Raw genomic sequence first — 18377 nt, forward strand, 5'->3', positions numbered from 1 at the left:
CGGGCTATTTCCGGTCAGAAGTAACGAGAGCTGCGCCGCCGGTCGGCGCATGCGCTTCGGCCGTCTTGGTCCCCGCGGGCACCGGCCGCATGCCCTTGTCGGAGACATCGGGGATCACCGGGACAACAGCAGGTGCGCTCACAATCACCGGCGCGCTGACAACGCGGTCCTGCGCCTTCGGGCTCACGCTTCCCACGACATCGTCGGACAGCGTCTTGACGTCGGCAACAGCATCCGTCGTCACGAGATTGGTCAGGCGTAACTCATCCGCCGACAGGCGATGCAACGCCTCCCACGGCGGGACACTGAGCGCCAGCGACAGCAGGTCACCGGTGCCGCCCATGTCGAAGGTGTATTTCGCGAGACGGCCGATATCGCGCTCGACGATCATCAGATCGTCCGCGGAATAGGTCGCAGCCTTTGCATCGTCGGCGCGATCGCCCATCCAGATCTGATGCACACGCACATGCGCGCTCTCGGGCACATAACGGGTCTTGCCCGACAGCAACAGGAACACGCACATCGACTCGCAGTAAGCATCAGGCACGATGCCGCGTGCGACGCCGCCGGTGATTTCCTTTTCAATCACGATGCCGACCGTGGTGCGCAAACCGAGATCGCGCCAGCGCCGCCCGAGCGAGATGGCGTCCAGCACCGACCCGCCGCTGGAATCGAGCACCACCGTGCTGCCCTTGAGATCGCGGCTGCTCTTAAATTCCTCGAACTTCGCTGGCGTGTCCGACGTAATGACGCCGACAGCGCCGATCCAGCCGGCGCAATCCTGCGCACATGCCGGCTGCGCCGCATGCCATCTGAAACTCATCGGGAGTTTGCGTTCCTCGAGCGTCGTGGACGCGCCAACAGTCCCGCTGACCGTGGTGGAGCCAGGCAGGGCAAGACAGATTGCGGTGGCGCAAAGCCGCGCCCAGCCGCTCCATGTTAGCGACCTCACGACGAACAACGTGGTTCCTTCCCCGCCCCAATCGACAACGGCATCGGCCCCATCCCGCAAGGACGAATCCTGTCACACGGGCGTTATGAAAAAACGTATCCGCGCAAAGGATTCGCGTCTATTCCACTTTTGCTGCGGCGCAGTCAAAATCGTGCGATAATTGTGGAACTGTGGCGCGAAAGACAATGTGTTGCGGTTCCCTGCGCGGGAACTCATCATTTGCGTGACGACGATTCCGCCAAGCGCTCAGAAAACCGTCACGGAACCCGGCAGACATGCGCAACGCTGACACATTAGCCGTCGAGGCAATGACATGAAACATTCGGCCCGATGTCCCGATTGCGGAGGCGGGATTCAAAATCTGCCGCGCAACGCAGGCCGCGGCCTGATCTGGATCTATCGTCACACGCTCTCGCCGCTGGTCGGCTTCAACTGCCGCCATCTTCCGACGTGTTCGGTTTACGGCGACGAAGCCATCGGGCGGTTCGGCTTGTGGGCCGGCGGCTGGATGACATTGGCGCGGCTGCTGCGCTGTCAGCCATGGGGCACTTCGGGGATCGACAACGTGCCGGGCACACTCCGCACCGATGCGCGCTGGTATCTGCCGTGGCGCTATGCGCGATGGCGCGGCGTCAATGACGGCACTGACAAATAAATCACTTCACCGCCGTGAGATAATCACCGTGATCAGCGCCAGCACGAGGAAAGCGACGCCGACATAGCCGATCGCATAATACATTTCGTGCGCGAACAGGAAGCCGCCGATCCCCGAACCGATAGCCTGGCCGATATAAAGCCCCGAGGTGTTCAGCGACACCGTGGCGCTGGCGAACAGCGGCGCCGCCGCGGCGAGCCGGACCTGCTGCATCGAATTGGCCGATGAGAACGCTGTGCCCCACGGGATCATCGACGCCAGCATCAGCGGCACGATGCCCGCGCCCAGCGCCCACATTGTAATTCCGAACAGCAGCAGCGCGATCGTGGTCAGCGACGTGCGATAGGGCCCCCAGCTATCGACAACACGGCTGGCGATCACATTGCCGATGAAACCCATCACGCCGTAGATGCTGAACGCGATGATCGCAAGTTGAGCGCTGCCGCCGAGCTTCGCGAACAGCGGCCCGAGATAGGTGAACACCACGAATTGCCCGGATGTCTGTAGCACCGTGATGACGAGCAACAGCACGATCAGCCGATTTCGCGCAATATCGCTCCACGTCTTGAGATCGACCGGCGCACCCACAAGTCCGGCCGGAATCCGCCAGACCAGCATCGCCAGATTGAGCAACGCGATAATGCCGATGCCGGTATAGGCGACGCGCCATCCGATATGGCTCGCGACATAGGCAATCAGCGGCAGCCCCACCGCGAGCGCCAGCGACCAGCCGAGAAACACGTACGACATCGTGCTGCCGCGCCGCTCCGGCGGCACCATCATTGCGGCCGTGCCCGCGGCCTGCGGCGTGAACAGTGCGGCGACCGCCAGCATCACCAGCCGCACCGCCATGAGCGTCGCGTAGTTCGGTGCAACCATGGATGCGAACTGCGCCGCGGCGATAATCGCCACGGTCACTGACAGCAAAATCCGCCGGTCGAGAGCAGAGGTCAGCCACGCGGACACTGGCGATCCGATGCAAAGCACCAGCGCGCCGAAGGTGATGAGCAATCCCACTTCATGAATCGAGACGCCGAATTCCTGCGCCAGCTCCGGCAGCATCCCCGCCGGCGCGAGAATACTCACGCCGGTGACGAAATTGCCGAGCATCAGGGCTGTGGGGGCGAAACGTTTCACGCCACGTTGTTAGCACACGAACGGTTAAATGCAATTGCATGAAAGCCATGCCGTACGGGACGAACGACGGACCTTCGATCAGCGATTTGCCGCAGGCACCGGAACGGCCGGCGCGGTCACGGCCGGCGTAGCGGCGGGTGCCTTGGTGAGGCACGTTGCCGAAAGCTGCGTCCAAGCATTATCGAGACCCTGGGTGTCGATCTCGAACATAGCTTTCGTGGTCTTGCCATCCGGCATCGATGCGCTTTCCCCGACCTGAAGACGAGGCTCGGCAAACAGATCCTTGACTGCGTCGGATTTGATGACGGCAATCCACGCCTCGTGTGCACCGACCCGCGCGGGATGCGTTCCGAACGTCAACGGTTTTTCGGAACCGGCAACCATGGCGATCGAACTGGCGCCCGCCCCCTTGTCGAACTGGCGTATGAACATCAGCCGCGCGCGGTCTTTTGGCTCACAATACAGCCGCCACTCAAGCGTGCGAAACTCGTCGTTGGCTTTCTTGAGCAATGCAAACTTCTGCACGAAAGGCCGCGCCTTCGTCTCCAGCGCCCAACCCGTCTCCACCAATTCCCGCTTGTCGATGCCGAAGCGATAAAGCTCCTGCCGCGTCAGGACGTGTCCGCTCTCAAAGGCAATGGTCCTGATCAGTTCGACAAGCTCATGGCTGATGCCCATCGCCTTGACGAACGACGACGCCTCCTGATTAGACTGGCTGCGGCGGTTTGCCATCACTTCCGCCTGTTGACGCGGCGTCGGATTCCCGGTGAACCGCAGGATGATCCTTGAGCTGTGAACGCCCAGCGCGGCATCGGGCGCGACCTCGCGCGTCGTCGCCCCGAGGAACAGATAGCTGCAGGCGGAATTGCACATCGCCCCGCGTGTCATCAGCGTGGCTTCAAGCTCCCCGCCCGCGTTTTTCAGCTTGAGGCAGGCCTCGTCGATCTGGGTCCCGGCCGCGCATGCGCCGACGATCGTCTTGGCCACCCTGGCAACAGCATTGCGCGCGCGCAGCATCCGTCCGATCGCAAGGCCATCCCTGAACGCACCGCCGGGCGAATGAAAATAGAAGGGCAGCGACTCGGCACTCTTCGTCTTGCGCAGAAACTGGCGAATCCGCGCCGCGGCTCCGACGTCGACCTTGCCCTCAACGGCAATCCAGCGATCGCATCCCTGCCCGCAGGAATTTGCCGCGCCCTTTGCAATGTAAATACTGAGCTTCGACGCATGACCCGGAATATCCGGAACCGGCGGCGGCGCCGCGACCGCGACGTGCGACACGACCAGGAGCCCCATTGCGAGCGCGATGATGCGGGCTTTCATTTCGATGACCGAACTAAAAACGGATGCGAATACAGTCAGCCTAGCAAGGCGGTCAGGCACCGTAAACGCCGGTCCGATCCCCGTGCGCCATGTCAACCGCTGTTGCACTCGGGCGGCCGCCTGCTATATCCGTGTCTCACCGCTTACCTGCGCCCGTTCGCAGGAGTGAGCCACAGGAGAATGACATGACCGACAAAGACCCTTCCGCGCCTGCATTGAAGTACAGCCTCGCCAACCTGAAGCCCGTCGAGACCAACAAAGTGAAGGTCACCTTCCCGGACGGCGCAGAGCGCGAATTCCCCAAAGGCACCACCGGCCTCGACATCGCCAAGGGCATCTCGCCCTCGCTCGCCAAGCGCACCGTCGCGATGGCGCTGGACGGTGGTGTGTCCGATCTCGCCGACCCGATCACGCGCGATGCAAAAATCGAATTCATCAACCGCGACGACCCGCGTGCGCTGGAACTGATCCGGCACGATGCCGCGCACGTGCTGGCGGAAGCCGTGCAGACGCTGTGGCCCGGCACGCAGGTGACCATCGGTCCTGTGATCGACAACGGCTTCTATTACGACTTCTTCCGCAACGAGCCGTTCACGCCTGAAGACTTCGCTGCCATCGAGAAGAAGATGCGCGAGATCATCGCCAAGGATGCACCCTTCACCAAGGAAGAGTGGTCACGCGATCGCGCCAAGAAGGTGTTCGCCGACAAGGGCGAGACCTTCAAGATCGAACTGGTCGACGCCATTCCGGAAGACCAGTCGCTAAAGATCTACAAGCAGGGCGAATGGTTCGATCTCTGCCGCGGCCCGCACATGACGTCGACCGGCAAGGTCGGCAACGCCTTCAAGCTGATGAAGGTCGCCGGTGCGTACTGGCGCGGCGACAGCAACAATCCGATGCTGACGCGCATCTACGGCACTGCGTTCGCCAAGCAGGAAGAGCTCGACGCCTACCTCAAGCAGCTTGAGGAGGCCGAGAAGCGCGACCACCGCCGCCTCGGCCGCGAGATGGACCTGTTCCATTTCCAGGAAGAAGGTCCGGGCGTCGTGTTCTGGCACGCGAAGGGCTGGACGCTGTTTCAGGCGATCATCGCCTATATGCGCCGGCGGCTTGCGGGCGACTATCAGGAAGTGAACGCGCCGCAAATGCTCGACAAGTCGCTGTGGGAAACCTCGGGTCACTGGGAATGGTACCGCGAGAACATGTTCGCGGCGCAATCGGCCGGCGACGAAGCGGAAGACAAGCGCTGGTTCGCGATCAAGCCGATGAACTGCCCCGGCCATGTGCTGATCTTCAAGCATGGCCTCAAGAGCTACCGCGAGTTGCCGATCCGCCTCGCCGAATTCGGCACCGTGCATCGCTACGAGCCGTCGGGCGCGATGCATGGGCTGATGCGCGTGCGCGGTTTCACGCAGGACGACGCACACGTGTTCTGCACCGAGGATCAGCTCGCGGAAGAGTGCCTCAAGATCAACGACCTGATCCTGTCGACCTATGAAGACTTCGGCTTCGTCGGTGAACTCACGGTGAAACTCTCGACCCGGCCGGAAAAGCGCGTCGGCTCCGATGAAGCGTGGGATCACGCCGAAGCGGTGATGGCGAAAGTGCTCGAACAGATCGCGGCGCAGGGACATAACCGCATCAAGACCTCGATCAATCCGGGTGAAGGCGCGTTCTACGGACCGAAGTTCGAATACGTGCTGCGCGACGCCATCGGCCGCGAATGGCAGTGCGGCACCACGCAGGTTGACTTCAACCTGCCGGGCCGGTTCGGCGCGTTCTATATCGACGATCACTCCAACAAGGTGACGCCGGTGATGGTCCATCGCGCCATCTGCGGATCGCTGGAGCGCTTCACCGGCATCCTGATCGAGCACTTCGCCGGTCACTTCCCGCTCTGGCTCGCACCGGTGCAGGCGGTCGTCACCACGATCACGTCCGATGGCGACGACTATGCGCGCGAGGTGCTCGCCGCATGCCGCAAGGCCGGACTGCGCACCGAGATCGATCTTCGCAACGAGAAGATCAACTACAAGGTTCGCGAGCATTCGCTGGCGAAGGTTCCTGCCCTGCTCGTGGTCGGCAAGAAGGAGGCCGAAGGCCGCATGGTCTCGATCCGCCGCCTCGGCAGCGAAGGCCAGACCGTGCTGCCGCTCGACGAAGCGCTCAAGGCGCTGGCCTATGAAGCGCTGCCGCCGGACCTGAAGCGGGCGCAGGGCTGACAACATTTATGAGGCCTCTTCCTTTCTTTAGAGGCCTCATAAACTGCAAACCTTGTTATCGCGGCCCGGATTTCCGATATCAGCGGCGCGCATCGCCATGATGCACCCATAGCCCGGATACAACATGCCCGATGCCCTCGACCTTCTGAAAACCCGCCGTTCGCTCAAGCCGATCGAAATGACCGGTCCCGGCCCCTCGCCTGTTGAACTTGAAACCATTCTCACCATCGGCGCGCGGGTGCCCGATCACGGCAAGATCGTCCCGTGGCGCTTCATCGTGTTTGAAGGCGACGCGCGCGCGAAGGCCGGCGAGATTTTCGCGAAAGTCTTCCGCGCCAAGAATGTCACCGCAACGCCGGATCAGGTGGAGACCGAAAAAAAGCGGTTCACCCACGCGCCCCTCGTCATCGCCGTGGTGAGCAAGACATCGAAGCATCCCAAGGTGCCGCCGTGGGAGCAGGAACTGTCAGCGGGCGCCAGCGCCATGAACATCGTTCACGCCGCACACGCGCTCGGCTATGTCGCGAACTGGCTCACCGGCTGGATGGCATTCGACCGCGATGTGCTGAATGCACTCGGCCTGAACGAGGACGAGAAGATCGCGGGCTTCATTCACATCGGCAAGTCCGAGCGGCCCACCGACGACCGGCCCCGCCCAGCTCTCAGCGATATCGTGACGAGGTTCTAATTCACGCCGCCTTTGTCGCGCGGTCTCCGAACTTCCCGAGCAGCGCCGCGATCTCCGACGCCGGACGCGCGGCGCTGAACAGGAAGCCCTGCACCTCCGTGCAACCTTCATCGCGCAATCTGTCGAGCTGATCCATCGTCTCGACGCCCTCCGCGGTCGTCGAAATGTTGAGGCTGCGGCCGAGGCTCGAGATCGCGCGGACGATGGCGGCGCAATCCGGCCGCTCCGCAAGGTCGCGCACGAAGGAGCGATCGATCTTGATCTTGTCGAATGGAAAGCTGCGCAGATAGCTCAGGCTGGAATAGCCGGTGCCGAAATCGTCCATCGAGATGCGGACGCCGAAATCGCGCAACTGGTGCAGCGTCGCGAGATTGGCCTCGCTGTCCGCCAGGAAGATCGACTCGGTGATTTCGAGCTCCAGCCGCAGCGGCGACAGGCCCGACTGCGCAAGCGCGCTGAACACGGTCTGGGTGAGGCTGCGGCTGCGGAATTGCGCCGGCGACAGGTTGACGGCGACCTTGATATCCGACGGCCACGCCGCCGCCTGCATGCAGGCTTCGCGCAGCACCCATTCGCCGAGCGGAACGATCAGGCCGATATCCTCGGCGACCGGGATGAAGTCGGCGGGCGAGACCATGCCTTTCACCGGATGATGCCAGCGCAGCAGCGCCTCGAACGCGACGATGCGGTCCTGCGCCAGATCGACCAGCGGCTGATAGTGAAGCTGGAACTCGCCGGTCGCCAGCGCGCGGCGCAGGTCGATCTCCATGTCGCGGCGCATTTGCGCGTGACGGTCCATTTCCTTTTCGAAGAAGCGATGCACGCCGCCGCCTTCCGACTTCGCGCGGTAGAGCGCCATGTCGGCATTGCGGAGCAACTCTTCGCCGGTGTCACCGTCGCCGGGTGCGATCGCGATGCCGATGCTGGCCCCGATCACGGCTTCAAGGCCGTCGATCTCGTATGGTTCGCTCAGGGTCTCGATAATCTCGATTGCACGCGCGCTGACGTCGTTCGGCGACAGGTCGCCGCCGAGGATCATGGCGAATTCGTCGCCGCCAAGTCTGGCGACCAGATTGTCCTGGCGCGCATCCGCCGCAAGACGTTCGGCCACCAGCGTCAGCAGCTTGTCGCCGGTGTGATGACCGAACGAGTCGTTGACGTTCTTGAACAGGTCGAGATCGATACAAAGCACAGCGACGCGCTTGTTCGACGGACGGTTGCGCTCGAGATCCTGCCGCAGGCGCTCCTGGAACATGACGCGGTTGGCGAGGTTCGTCAGTCCGTCATGGTGCGCCATGTAGGCGATGCGGGCTTCCGCCTTGCGCCGTTCGGTAATGTCGACGGCGGAGACGAGGAAGCTGTCGCGTCCCTCGAACGACACGCGGCGGCCGAATGTCAGCACCTCGATCTCGCTGCCATCCGCCTTCAGGTGTCGCCAGTTGCGGCCCGAATGGTAAACCTCGCCGACGCCGACCAGCGCGCGGGAATGCTCTTCCCATTCGTCCCTCGGCCAGAGGTCCTGCAATGACATCGACAGGAATGTCGCGCGGTCATAGCCATAGTGACTGAGAGCCGCGTCGTTCACGTTGCGGAATCGACGGGTTTCGACATCGAACACCCACATCGGCATCGGGTTGCTGTCGAACAGCAGGCGGAATGAGCGTTCACGCCGCTTGAGATCGGTGACGTCGGTCAGCGACAGCGACAGCAAGTCGCCGACCGGCGCTGCGCTGATCTTCAGCGTGCTGTCGTGATCGCTGACTTCGAACTGCTCACTCACCCCGCCTTTGACGGCAGCGCACAGCCGCTGGAAAACCTGCGGCGAACACAAAGCGTGCGTCCCGGCGCTCAGCCGGTGCCAGCGCAATTCGTCCGGCGGCAGCTTGAGCAGGCGCGCCGTACCCTGATTGAGATGGACGATCTGGAAATCCGCGGGTTGGCCGTCGGCATCGCGGATGGTCGCCAGCGACAGGATACCGTCGTCGGCGGCGGAGAAGACTGCGTCGAGCAGACTGTACTGCGCGCCGCGCTGATTGACGTAGATGCTGGTCATGGTGCCGCCCCAGCGCGAGGCGACCGGAAGCGCGAGGATATCGTAAATCTGGACGAGGCCGTCGCGGACGCAATGGGCCGCCGCCAGATGCGGCTTGCGGCTGCGCCGTGCATTCGCCACCGCCTCGCTCAGGACCATCGCGCAGTCGGGTGGAAACGCATCGAGCGCCGTATCCCAAACTTCGGTTTCAAGCCATTGCTCGACATAGCGTCCGGCGCGGGAAACCTTGAACTGCGCGGTCTCGTCCTTGATGAGCATGACATGATCGGCCAGGCGCCCAAGGCTGCCCAGCATCACGTCTTCAAAGAACGGCAAATCCTTTCCGGGCTTGAGAGCTGCCTGCCACTTGCGGCGCAAGACCGAAACGTCGCTGAACAATTCCGAGTTTGAAGTCTTCGATTTCGCGATGGCAACCACAACGCACCCCACCCCATCGACACGGCTTTCTGTCGTGTCAGCGGCCGGTATCCAATGCGGGCGCACTTAATGCTGCGTAAACAATGCGGGCCGATGCAGCGGATGTGTGATTTGTGAAAGTTCTAAGTCGTCTGATGGTTAGTGCGTTTTAGAGACTATGACGCTTTTGCTACAGCGATGTTATCGCGCGACGACTTCGATCTCGCCGTCGACGCCGTTGCTGACATTGAAGGGCCGCTCGAACACCTTGCCTTCGTTCTTCGCGATCACGCGATATTCGCCTTCCGAAAGGATAACCTTCGGAAACGCGCCGTTGTATTCCTTGATCACGTCACCGGCGGGCGTGATGACCGACCACGCGGTGTTGGCGAGCGCTTCGCCGCCCTTGTCGCTCACGAGCTTCAGCGTGATGACCGCCGCGCGATGGGTGACGGTGACGTCGGTCAGCTTGCCCGCCTGCACGCGAATGTCGGAGCGCACCACCGAGTTCGCGTCGCCGTAGTTCGAGATGATGTAGTAGGTGCCTTCCGGCACCAGCATCACGTCGCCCGCGGCGACGTTCTGCGCGAGCGGAGCACGCTCGCCGACTTCGAATTGGCTGCCCTTGTAGATCGAGAACGTGATCTGTCCCTGCGGGATCTTGGTGGTGCCGACGCGGCCTTCGATGCGCAGACCGCCGGCGGGAAGATCGAACTGCTCGCGCACGGTATCATTGCGCAGCGTGACCGGACGAACCGCGCTGACAAGACCGAGCGATGCGTGAACGACATAGCCGCCGGGCGCCAGAACGATGTTCGGCGTCGGGCTGCGGTCTTCGCGCACCAGCTGGAACGCGCCGCTGGCGTCGGGCTTGTCTGAATAGACCCGCCAGATCACGCCGCTGCTGACGGCTGGCAGATCCTTGCCGAACCGGGCATTGAGCGCGAGCACACCTTGCGATGGCGTCGCTGCCGGTTGCGGCGGCGTTGCCGTGGTGACCGGCGGCTGAGTGAGGGTTGCAGGCAAACCCGGTGTGGCGGCAGGACCGGACGGCGGCGCGAGGCTGATCGCCGGGCCAGAAGGCGTCGGCGGCACAGGGACGTTGGCCGGGGGAATTGGCGGCGGTGCATCGCCGATGAACTGGGCAGACGCGGGCTGCGGCGCCGCGACGGCAATCAGCCCCGCCAGCGCGCACGTCCATGCCAATGCGTGACGGCGCAAGGCATCAGGCATGCCGGTGCGCGAGTCACGCACGGCTATCCTGCGGCGGTGTCCGGGGGCTGTCATGGCGGAGGTTTTTCACCGAAAACGAGGCAAATTCAAGCCTGACAAGGTGCTTGACGGCCCTTCCCGGGCCGACCTGGGGAGAATAACGCCTTCTGCGCGCGGACAGGCCGCGCTACAGTCACATTTCCTGATTACGCGAGACGCGTGTCCACGGCACAATCACACCCATTTCGCGTTCTGATGAGCAAAACCGGTCCAGAGCGGCCGATTCGCTGTCATCAGGCCTCAGGAGACGTGCGTTGCTCGAGAGTTTGATTGGATTTCGTCACAACGGCGCAAGGAACAAGATGGAGCTGGGGGCCGCACAGACAAAGAAGCCCAAGATCGGGCTTGCGCTCGGCGGCGGCGCGGCGCGTGGTTTCGCACATATCGGTATCCTGCGGACGCTCCTCGCCCACGGCATCGTCCCCGACGTGATTGTCGGGACATCCATCGGAGCCGTGGTCGGCGGCTCGTATGCGGCCGGACACCTCGACACGCTCGAGACATGGGCCCGGGGCCTGCAGCCGCGCAATATCTTCAGCTATCTCGACATCCGCCTCAACGGCTCAGGAATCATCGGCGGCAGCAAGCTCGCCGCACAGCTCGAGGCATCGTTCGGCGGGATCTACATCGACGAACTGCCACTGAAGTTCGCCGCCGTCTCCACCGAGGTGAACACGGGACACGAAATCTGGATCACCAACGGAAAGCTGGTCGAGGCCGTGCGCGCATCTTACGCCCTGCCCGGCATTTTCGAGCCCGTGCTCGTCGATGATCGCTGGCTGGTGGATGGCGCGCTGGTCAATCCGGTGCCGGTTTCGGCAGCCCGCGCGCTCGGCGCGGAAATCGTCATCGCGTGCAACGTCTCGACCGACGTGTTCGGACACGGTACCCTTATCTCCTCCCCGCGACGCATCGCAGAACCGGAACAGCCGCCGGAGCCGGTCGTTGAAAAACGCGGCTTCGGAAAATTCTTCTCGGCCGAAAAGGCGGTGAAGCGCGAATTCTTCGGAAGCGCCGGGCGCCCCGGAATTTCGACCGTCATGGTCGAAGCCTTCAACATCATGCAGGACCGCATCACGCGCTCGCGCCTCGCGGGCGACCCGCCGGATGTTCTGATCTCGCCGCGCGTCGGCAAGATCGGATGGTTCGACTTTCATCGCGCCGAAGAAGTGATCGCTCACGGCACCCGCGCCGCCGAACGCAACATTGAATCGATTCAGGAAGCGATCAATCTGCTCTCGCCGACAACAAACCAGACGCCGGGCACAGCGCAGCCGACGCAGCCCTGACGTCATTGCAAGCGAAGCGAAGCAATCCATTCTTCAGGAAAGCTGGATTGCTTCGCTTCGCTCCTCGCAATGACGAAGTGCTTCCATCAGCCAGACTGATAACGCGTATGACCTACGCCGTCTTGATGTAGTCGTGCAGCGCTTCCTGCTCGCGCTCGAATTCCGCGACACGCCACTTCACCACGTCGCCGATCGAAATCAGGCCGACGATCCTGTCGTTCTCAACGACAGGCAGATGCCTGAATTTTCCGGACGTCATCACTTCCATGATCGCGCCGACGGTGTCGGTTTCCCGGCAGGTGATGACTTTCGGTGTCATCACGCTGCGAACCGGCTCTTCGAGAGCCCCTGCGCCGCGCTCGCCAAGCACGCGCACCACATCGCGCTCTGAGAGGATGCCGTCGATTTTCTGGCCGCTCATCACCAGCACGGCGCCGATGCGGCGCTCGGAGAGAATCTTGATCGCCGCCGAAAGCTTGGTTTCCGGCGACACGCTGATCACCTGGTGGCCTTTGGTACCCAGAATTGCCCGAACCGTCATTGTAGCCTCCCGAAACTCCGGCCGCGGGGTTGCGCGTTGAAGTCGTGCGCGGCGCGGCTTTCAATTCTGCTGTCGAGTCAAACAACGTATCGTCTGATTGGTTTCTCGCGCCTCCAGCGTCATCCGTGGCGATGATGGAGCAAATACCACCTGCTCGCAAGACTGCAGGTATTGCGCAGGTCAGCCAGAAGCAACAGGCACGGGTCAGTCTGACGCAGGCGGCAAAACGCCAGCATTGTTGTCCTGCACAATCGCGCGCGGCACCGGATCGAACAATGAAAACAACACCAGACCGGCGATGAAGCCGCCGATATGCGCCTGCCACGCGATGCTCTGCGCCGATGCGCCGATGGCGATCGCGCCGAGGCCGGTGATGATGTTGAGGCCGAACCAGACGGCGAGGAATCCCAGCACGCTCGAGTTCTGCAGCGACCGCACCAGCGAGAGCGCGGGGACGCGCGCCGCGGCTTCGGCATCGCCGCGCCGGAACGACAGGAAGCTTCCATGCTGGAAGGCGAAGCGGATGGCGGCAGCCATCATGCCCGATACCGCGGCGGATGCGCCGATCATCGGCGCAACTTCGTGCTGATGCGTCACCAGATGCGCAAACGCGCCTGCAATCGCGGTCACGGCGAAGAATGCAAAGAACCGCACAGTGCCGAACCGGCGCGCGACCGCGCTGCCGAACGGGAGCATCCACAGCATGTTGAAGGCGATGTGGGTGAGATCCGCATGCAGGAAAGCGTAGGTCAGGAATGTCCAGACTTCAGCGCCGAAACCGCCGGGAAATTGCCCGGCCAGCACCGATGCGTCGTAGCGCGCGGGCACGAAGCCGAACGTCCAGATCACCTCCTGATCCGTGGCGAGCGGCAACAACGCGCGCACGCCGTGGATGCCAGCCATGACAACAAGAATGGCCGTTATCCCGAACGGAATGGTCAGGATCGGTTCGCGGGGGGATTGAGGAGAATCCAAGGCACACAACATCCGAAGGGGCTACCTTCTGAGATAGGCGGCTTTCGCGGTGGGGTGCAAGCGGCAGGCAAAAGAAAAGGGAGGGCTTTAAGGCCCTCCCTGGTCTCGCCGGTCTTTTGCACGGACTGTCCGAGTAAGAGCGCTGTTCACGCTCCGGGTATCCCCACCCCTCCCCGTACAATGACCGGATCGTTTTCCGCCGCCTGTATTCAACCTTGAGTTCACAACCGCCGATCCCTGGAGAAGACCGGCAACTTGGAGTGACTGGACACTAACCGCCCTCCGCGTTTCCACGAAGCTCATAGTTAAATTAATCTTAACAACGCAAATCCGGCTGGGAGAAAGCCAAATCCCCGCTCCGGCATGGACGCTGCACCTCAAGTCCCGCACAACAGAAAGGGGCCTCGCGGCGCCTGAAAGCGGGACAAATCTGTCCCGCCATCGTCGTCCGCGGGGCGGAATCGGGTCATGAAGCATCCAGCAAGCCGGGAATTCTACGCCTATTGGGACAGGAAGCGCGCCGGCGCGGCCGCTCCCGAGCGGGGCGATCTGGAACCCGGCCAGGTCCGGCATCTGCTCGGCGACATCTTCGTGCTGTCCTGCGATGCCTCGGCTGGCTACCCGTTCCGGGTGGCTGGAACCCGGATGTGCGCCCTGTTCGGCGCCGATCTGAAGGGGCGAAGCCTCCTCAGCCTGTTCCGCGAGGCCGATCGCGGAGAGATGCAGGACATTCTCGGAATTGTGGCCCACGAAACCCAGGCCACCGTCGCCGGCGCCACCTCACTGGCCCCGGACGGAACGCGGATTCATCTCGAACTGCTGCTGTTGCCGTTCAGCGCCCGCTCCCACGCGCCGATCAGCATGACCGGATTGCTTGCGCCGCTCAGTCCCGTCGGGGAGTTGCAGGCCTATGGCAGCCTGAAAGATTTCAGCCTCACCTCATGGCGTCATTTGAAGCAGGACCGGCGCGGACCGCGTGCGCTCCGGAAGTGGTCACTGATCCGCGGCCTCACCGTGTACGAAGGCATGCGCTGAGAGAAGCGCAGTTCATTAGGACTAACACATCATTAACCCTACGGACCGTAAGGTTCATCATACCGAAAAACCGGTCGACCGGTGTGATGATGGCGTTGGTGCAAAGACAATCGATCCGTCCGTCCGCTCAGGAGCGGCGACGCTTTCAGCGCGTGAAGGTTCACCTGCTCGGCCGCTACATGCTGTCGGACCGGCGCGAATTTCCGTGTCAGGTGATCAATATGTCTCCCGGCGGCCTTGCCATGCTGGCGCCCGGCATCGGCAATGTCGGTGAGCGCGTGGTGGCCTATCTCGACCACATCGGCCGCGTTGAAGGCAAAATCACCCGCCTCCTCGACAACGGCTTCGCGATGACGGTCGGCGCGACACCCCGCAAGCGGGACAAGCTCGCCGCCCAGCTCACCTGGCTCGCCAACCGCCAGATTCTCAACCTGCCGGAAGACCGCCGCCACGACCGCATCGTGCCGCGCAATCCGATGTCGATCCTCAGGTTCGACGACGGCCGCGCCATGGCCTGCCGGATCATGGACCTTTCGCTGTCCGGCGCGGCGCTGGCCGCCGAAATCAAGCCGCTGGTCGGCGAACCCGTGACCCTCGGCCGTGTGCAGGCCCGCGTCGTCCGCCACCTCGAAGAAGGCTTCGCGATCGAGTTCGTTCACGCGCAGCTTCCGGAGACTGTCGAAGACAACGTAAGCGCGCAGTAAAGCGCTGCGGTTACCAAATCTCTGATTTTGAGGCTTTTCAGGGCGATACCCTTATCCGGGTGTCGCCCTGAAGCGTTTTGGACGCCTGGCTGGCCGATCCGGGCGCATTCGCGCTCGCCTGAAAACCGCAATCACATCATTGGGTTAGGTGTTAATAGATAAAATTTGAATCAAACGCAGGTATTTCAAATTTTATGCTCATTTTATTCAAGTATAGATCGAATTAATCGCAGCTTTTACTTGTATTCGTCTCAATTGTACTTTGACGACTTAGCCGCGGCGAAAATCCTTTGTGTGAAAAGTGGTCCCAACAAGAAAAACGGGGGCCACAATGCTTTCAATTCGTGGACGGGGAGTCGGTCTGGCGATTGCCGCCAGCCTGTTGGGGATGACAGTTGCGGCGCATGCCGCAGGCGAACGAGTGCTTTATGCGAGCCTTGGCGACACCACGCGTGCGCCGATCGGCTGGGTCGAATTCTGCGCCGAGAATCCCGGTGATTGCCGGGGCGGCGCGACGCAGGCCCGCGACATCGTGATGACGCAGGCTGCGTGGAAGGATCTGCTGCGGGTCAATCGCTGGGTCAACGAGACCATCAAGCCGATGACCGACATGGATCACTGGGGCGTCATCGAGAAGTGGTCGTATCCCACCGACGGATATGGCGACTGCGAGGACTATGTCCTGCTCAAGCGCAAGATGCTGATCGACGCCGGATGGCCGCGCGAAGCGCTGCTGATCACGGTGGTGCGCGACAAGAAGGGCGAAGGTCACGCGGTGCTGACCGTGAAGTCCGACAAGGGCGAGTTCATCCTCGACAACCAGAACGAGGACGTCGTGTCGTGGACCGAGACTGGCTACCGCTTCGTCAAGCGTCAGTCGCAGACCGATGCGCTGGCCTGGGTGTCGCTCGGAGACTCGCGTCCCGCCGTTGCTACCGCAAGTTCACGCTGAGAATTCGAGCATGACCGAAACGTCATGCTCAAAATTGAATACTTGAAGTCATAGGAACACACGCTCCGGTCGTATCCCCACCCCTCCCCGTCCCAGACCGGACCGTGCGCGGCCAGCTCTCCCCCAAGAGCTGGCCGCAACTTTTTCCAGACCACCTGCGGCGGCGCCACACAGGAACCAAGTCGCCGGCGCGGGTTTGACTCCCCGTGGCAAGCCTCGGAGGCGAGGATGCTGACCCTTCTGTTTGGCGCACTGTTGATGTTCGGCGGCCTGATATTCCTGGCGGCGCAGCCGATGTTTCGGGCGCGGCTCAGTTCTGTCAGACGAACGCCCGCGGCGACGCCAGAACCCACCCTGGAGCCATCCGAGCCCGCTGCCGGATTCCGCCTGAAGGAGACATGGCCCGGTCTCGCGATGCTCGCGGTCGGCGCGATCTTTTTGCTTGTGGGCTAAGGCGCATAGCAAGAAGGGCGCGCCGGGTTTTCCCGACGCGCCCTTCCCTAATCTCGCTGAACCAGGCGGAAAGACCGCCCTGTCCGAAGCCATGATGGCTTAGCGGGCGGCCTCAGCGAGGTGACAGCGCTTGGTTATAGACACTGGACCACCTCCTTTCGGTTGTTGACAACAACTTCAATATAATCGCTCCGCGCGCGAAAGGCAGCGAGTCTTGCTCAGCTTTTAGTCCAATCCTCTGGGGTGGAGTTCCAGAACGAGCCGGGCGGCGTGGACCGCTCCGAACATTGCAAGAATAGGCTCGCTGTTCGATTGGCTTAATCACCCGGAAACCATCGGCCACGGCGCCGGGTATAACGCCACATGTTTGCCGACGGCGCGCGCTTTTTTCTCTACAAGCGACGGTGAACACGGGGATCGGCCACATGGTGCGATACGCGATCATCAAGGACGGACGAGATTTTATCGTTCAGTCGGGGGAGCAAAGCGTCCTCAAATGCGCGAGCCGGCGTGAGGCGGCCAAGGCGATCGCCGACGCGAAAGGTCTGATGCGCGAGGACACTTCCGGTGCTCACCCGTCTGAAAACGAAACGTCCGTAAAGGCAAAAGCCCAGCGCCAGCTCACCCGATCTTCTTCAGGCCTGCCTTGAAGCGCTTGCCGTTGTGCACGTAGTGCGCGGCGCCGTAGGTCATGGCGGTGACCTGCTCCGGCGTCAGCGTCTTGATCGCACGTGCCGGTGCGCCGATCACGAGCGCACGATCCTCGAATGTCTTGCCTTCGGTGATCACAGACCCCGCGCCCACGATGCAGCCCTTGCCGATGCGCGCGCCGTTCATGATGATCGCGCCCATGCCGATCAGCGCGCCGTCTTCGATGGTGCAGCCGTGCAGGATCACGTTGTGACCGACGGTGCAGTTCTTGCCGATGGTCAGCGGAAATCCGGGATCGGTGTGGAAGGTGCAGTTGTCCTGCACGTTGGAGCCCTCGCCGATCTCGATCAGCTCGTTGTCACCGCGCAGCACCGAACCGAACCAGACGCTGGCATTGGTCTTCAGGCGCACGTTGCCGATCACCGTCGCGGTCTCAGCGATGAAGTATTGTCCGTCGGCAGGAAGTTCGGGCGCGCGCCCGTCGAGTTCGTAGATCGCCATTCTCTTGTCGTCTCCAGTAACGCGCTTCAGATCGAGCGCGGAAAATCCGGAGCGACCATGCCACGAACGAACGGGGTCTGGCGAGTGTGGGAAGGGCTGGAAATCAGGCGATGATGCCGGCGGTTTCCAGCAGCATCAGCACGAATGTGCCGGACATCATGCTCCAGAATCCGGCGATGACGGTGGCCATCGCGACGAACTGAACGCGGCGACCTTCGATCGTGCGGCCGCGCACGGTATTGCGCATGATAATGAAGGGAGCTGCGAACACCAGAAACGGCACAGCGGCGAAGGCCTTCGCGCTCGCCTCCTGCATCAGCAATCCGAAACCGGGAGGTTTTTCCATGAAAGCCTGAAAGCCGCTGGTCAGCGCCCCCGCAAGCGCAAATCCAATGAAAATGGCGAAGAAGGAATTGAGGGCTTCAGGCGACATCCGTCGGGACTCACAACGCACGAGAACAATTCGATGCACACACCGGTGTCATGCGATCCGCAGTGCCGGCTGGCTCGTCCCTAGGCTTCGCAAAATGCCGCCGTGCCCGCCACTTTATCCTTAAAAAAAGGTTAACACCGCAGCG

At 62.3% G+C, this 18377-nt stretch carries 18 protein-coding genes; 9 read left to right on the top strand and 9 right to left on the bottom strand.

Annotation, left to right across the window (positions count from 1 at the left end; translation table 11 throughout):
• Positions 1 to 4: 4 nt before the first annotated feature.
• Positions 5 to 961 (bottom strand): hypothetical protein, encoded by a 957-nt coding sequence (locus I554_RS0112535; protein WP_024574944.1) that lies wholly within the window; start codon positions 959 to 961, stop codon positions 5 to 7.
• A 304-nt stretch (positions 962 to 1265) separates the two neighbouring features.
• Here I554_RS0112535 and yidD point away from each other — a divergent pair, with 304 nt between their 5' ends.
• Complete coding sequence (gene yidD / locus I554_RS0112540; RefSeq protein ID WP_024574943.1) at positions 1266 to 1607, top strand: membrane protein insertion efficiency factor YidD; 342 nt, start codon at positions 1266 to 1268, stop codon at positions 1605 to 1607.
• A 6-nt stretch (positions 1608 to 1613) separates the two neighbouring features.
• Here the strand turns inward: yidD and I554_RS0112545 are convergent, their stop codons facing one another.
• Positions 1614 to 2717, bottom strand: coding sequence for an MFS transporter (locus I554_RS0112545; RefSeq protein WP_024574942.1), 1104 nt, complete (start codon positions 2715 to 2717; stop codon positions 1614 to 1616).
• 105 nt (positions 2718 to 2822) lie between these two features.
• Positions 2823 to 4067: a hypothetical protein gene (locus I554_RS0112550; RefSeq protein ID WP_024574941.1), complete on the bottom strand. Its 1245-nt coding sequence runs from the start codon at positions 4065 to 4067 to the stop codon at positions 2823 to 2825.
• Positions 4068 to 4252: 185 nt separating this feature from the next.
• On the opposite strand from I554_RS0112550, the gene thrS reads away from it, so the two are divergent.
• Complete coding sequence (gene thrS, locus I554_RS0112555; protein ID WP_024574940.1) at positions 4253 to 6289, top strand: threonine--tRNA ligase; 2037 nt, start codon at positions 4253 to 4255, stop codon at positions 6287 to 6289.
• Between the two features lie 124 nt (positions 6290 to 6413).
• Positions 6414 to 6977 (top strand): nitroreductase, encoded by a 564-nt coding sequence (locus tag I554_RS0112560; protein ID WP_024574939.1) that lies wholly within the window; start codon positions 6414 to 6416, stop codon positions 6975 to 6977.
• A 1-nt stretch (position 6978) separates the two neighbouring features.
• Here I554_RS0112560 and I554_RS0112565 read toward each other — a convergent pair whose 3' ends face one another.
• Positions 6979 to 9447 (bottom strand): EAL domain-containing protein, encoded by a 2469-nt coding sequence (locus I554_RS0112565; RefSeq protein WP_024574938.1) that lies wholly within the window; start codon positions 9445 to 9447, stop codon positions 6979 to 6981.
• 180 nt (positions 9448 to 9627) lie between these two features.
• Positions 9628 to 10659 carry a hypothetical protein gene (locus I554_RS0112570; protein WP_029659377.1) on the bottom strand — a complete coding sequence of 344 codons (1032 nt, stop codon included), beginning with the start codon at positions 10657 to 10659 and terminating at the stop codon, positions 9628 to 9630.
• A gap of 293 nt (positions 10660 to 10952) precedes the next feature.
• Between I554_RS0112570 and I554_RS0112575 the strand changes: the two genes are divergently transcribed.
• Positions 10953 to 11987, top strand: coding sequence for a patatin-like phospholipase family protein (locus tag I554_RS0112575; protein ID WP_024574936.1), 1035 nt, complete (start codon positions 10953 to 10955; stop codon positions 11985 to 11987).
• A gap of 112 nt (positions 11988 to 12099) precedes the next feature.
• Here I554_RS0112575 and I554_RS0112580 read toward each other — a convergent pair whose 3' ends face one another.
• Positions 12100 to 12528, bottom strand: coding sequence for a CBS domain-containing protein (locus I554_RS0112580; RefSeq protein ID WP_024574935.1), 429 nt, complete (start codon positions 12526 to 12528; stop codon positions 12100 to 12102).
• Between the two features lie 204 nt (positions 12529 to 12732).
• Positions 12733 to 13452 (bottom strand): rhomboid family intramembrane serine protease, encoded by a 720-nt coding sequence (locus tag I554_RS0112585; protein ID WP_024574934.1) that lies wholly within the window; start codon positions 13450 to 13452, stop codon positions 12733 to 12735.
• Positions 13453 to 13971: 519 nt separating this feature from the next.
• Between I554_RS0112585 and I554_RS0112590 the strand changes: the two genes are divergently transcribed.
• The 5 genes from I554_RS0112590 to I554_RS0112610 all read left to right on the top strand — a co-directional run bounded on the left by I554_RS0112590 (position 13972) and on the right by I554_RS0112610 (position 17297).
• Positions 13972 to 14538, top strand: a complete 567-nt coding sequence (locus I554_RS0112590) for a PAS domain-containing protein (protein ID WP_024574933.1) — start codon at positions 13972 to 13974, stop codon at positions 14536 to 14538.
• Positions 14539 to 14627: 89 nt separating this feature from the next.
• The gene (locus I554_RS0112595; protein WP_024574932.1) at positions 14628 to 15242 is read left to right on the top strand and encodes a PilZ domain-containing protein; all 615 of its coding nucleotides are present in this window, start codon (positions 14628 to 14630) and stop codon (positions 15240 to 15242) included.
• A gap of 331 nt (positions 15243 to 15573) precedes the next feature.
• Complete coding sequence (locus tag I554_RS0112600) at positions 15574 to 16194, top strand: transglutaminase-like cysteine peptidase (protein WP_024574931.1); 621 nt, start codon at positions 15574 to 15576, stop codon at positions 16192 to 16194.
• Positions 16195 to 16422: 228 nt separating this feature from the next.
• Positions 16423 to 16647: a hypothetical protein gene (locus tag I554_RS0112605; RefSeq protein ID WP_024574930.1), complete on the top strand. Its 225-nt coding sequence runs from the start codon at positions 16423 to 16425 to the stop codon at positions 16645 to 16647.
• 425 nt (positions 16648 to 17072) lie between these two features.
• Positions 17073 to 17297, top strand: a complete 225-nt coding sequence (locus I554_RS0112610; protein ID WP_024578174.1) for a hypothetical protein — start codon at positions 17073 to 17075, stop codon at positions 17295 to 17297.
• On the opposite strand, the gene I554_RS0112615 is transcribed toward I554_RS0112610, so the two are convergent.
• Both I554_RS0112615 and I554_RS0112620 read right to left on the bottom strand, forming a co-directional pair.
• Complete coding sequence (locus I554_RS0112615) at positions 17269 to 17799, bottom strand: gamma carbonic anhydrase family protein (RefSeq protein WP_024574929.1); 531 nt, start codon at positions 17797 to 17799, stop codon at positions 17269 to 17271. The genes I554_RS0112610 and I554_RS0112615 overlap by 29 nt on opposite strands.
• Before the next feature lie 103 nt (positions 17800 to 17902).
• Complete coding sequence (locus tag I554_RS0112620; protein WP_006021245.1) at positions 17903 to 18232, bottom strand: hypothetical protein; 330 nt, start codon at positions 18230 to 18232, stop codon at positions 17903 to 17905.
• Positions 18233 to 18377 lie beyond the last annotated feature (145 nt).

Origin of the sequence: Afipia sp. OHSU_II-C1 (assembly GCF_000497575.1) — a bacterium.
In the GTDB taxonomy this organism is placed as follows: Bacteria; Pseudomonadota; Alphaproteobacteria; order Rhizobiales; family Xanthobacteraceae; genus Afipia.

What these genes read in the sequence shown, in the direction of transcription:
- yidD (WP_024574943.1), top strand. Translation starts at nt 1,266, where the DNA reads ATGAAACATTCGGCCCGATGTCCCGATTGCGGAGGCGGGATTCAAAAT.
- I554_RS0112545 (WP_024574942.1), bottom strand. Translation starts at nt 2,717, where the DNA reads ATGCTCGGCAATTTCGTCACCGGCGTGAGTATTCTCGCGCCGGCGGGG.
- I554_RS0112550 (WP_024574941.1), bottom strand. Translation starts at nt 4,067, where the DNA reads ATGAAAGCCCGCATCATCGCGCTCGCAATGGGGCTCCTGGTCGTGTCG.
- thrS (WP_024574940.1), top strand. Translation starts at nt 4,253, where the DNA reads ATGACCGACAAAGACCCTTCCGCGCCTGCATTGAAGTACAGCCTCGCC.
- I554_RS0112560 (WP_024574939.1), top strand. Translation starts at nt 6,414, where the DNA reads ATGCCCGATGCCCTCGACCTTCTGAAAACCCGCCGTTCGCTCAAGCCG.
- I554_RS0112570 (WP_029659377.1), bottom strand. Translation starts at nt 10,659, where the DNA reads ATGCCTGATGCCTTGCGCCGTCACGCATTGGCATGGACGTGCGCGCTG.
- I554_RS0112580 (WP_024574935.1), bottom strand. Translation starts at nt 12,528, where the DNA reads ATGACGGTTCGGGCAATTCTGGGTACCAAAGGCCACCAGGTGATCAGC.
- I554_RS0112590 (WP_024574933.1), top strand. Translation starts at nt 13,972, where the DNA reads ATGAAGCATCCAGCAAGCCGGGAATTCTACGCCTATTGGGACAGGAAG.
- I554_RS0112595 (WP_024574932.1), top strand. Translation starts at nt 14,628, where the DNA reads ATGGCGTTGGTGCAAAGACAATCGATCCGTCCGTCCGCTCAGGAGCGG.
- I554_RS0112600 (WP_024574931.1), top strand. Translation starts at nt 15,574, where the DNA reads ATGCTTTCAATTCGTGGACGGGGAGTCGGTCTGGCGATTGCCGCCAGC.
- I554_RS0112605 (WP_024574930.1), top strand. Translation starts at nt 16,423, where the DNA reads ATGCTGACCCTTCTGTTTGGCGCACTGTTGATGTTCGGCGGCCTGATA.
- I554_RS0112610 (WP_024578174.1), top strand. Translation starts at nt 17,073, where the DNA reads ATGGTGCGATACGCGATCATCAAGGACGGACGAGATTTTATCGTTCAG.
- I554_RS0112615 (WP_024574929.1), bottom strand. Translation starts at nt 17,799, where the DNA reads ATGGCGATCTACGAACTCGACGGGCGCGCGCCCGAACTTCCTGCCGAC.
- I554_RS0112620 (WP_006021245.1), bottom strand. Translation starts at nt 18,232, where the DNA reads ATGTCGCCTGAAGCCCTCAATTCCTTCTTCGCCATTTTCATTGGATTT.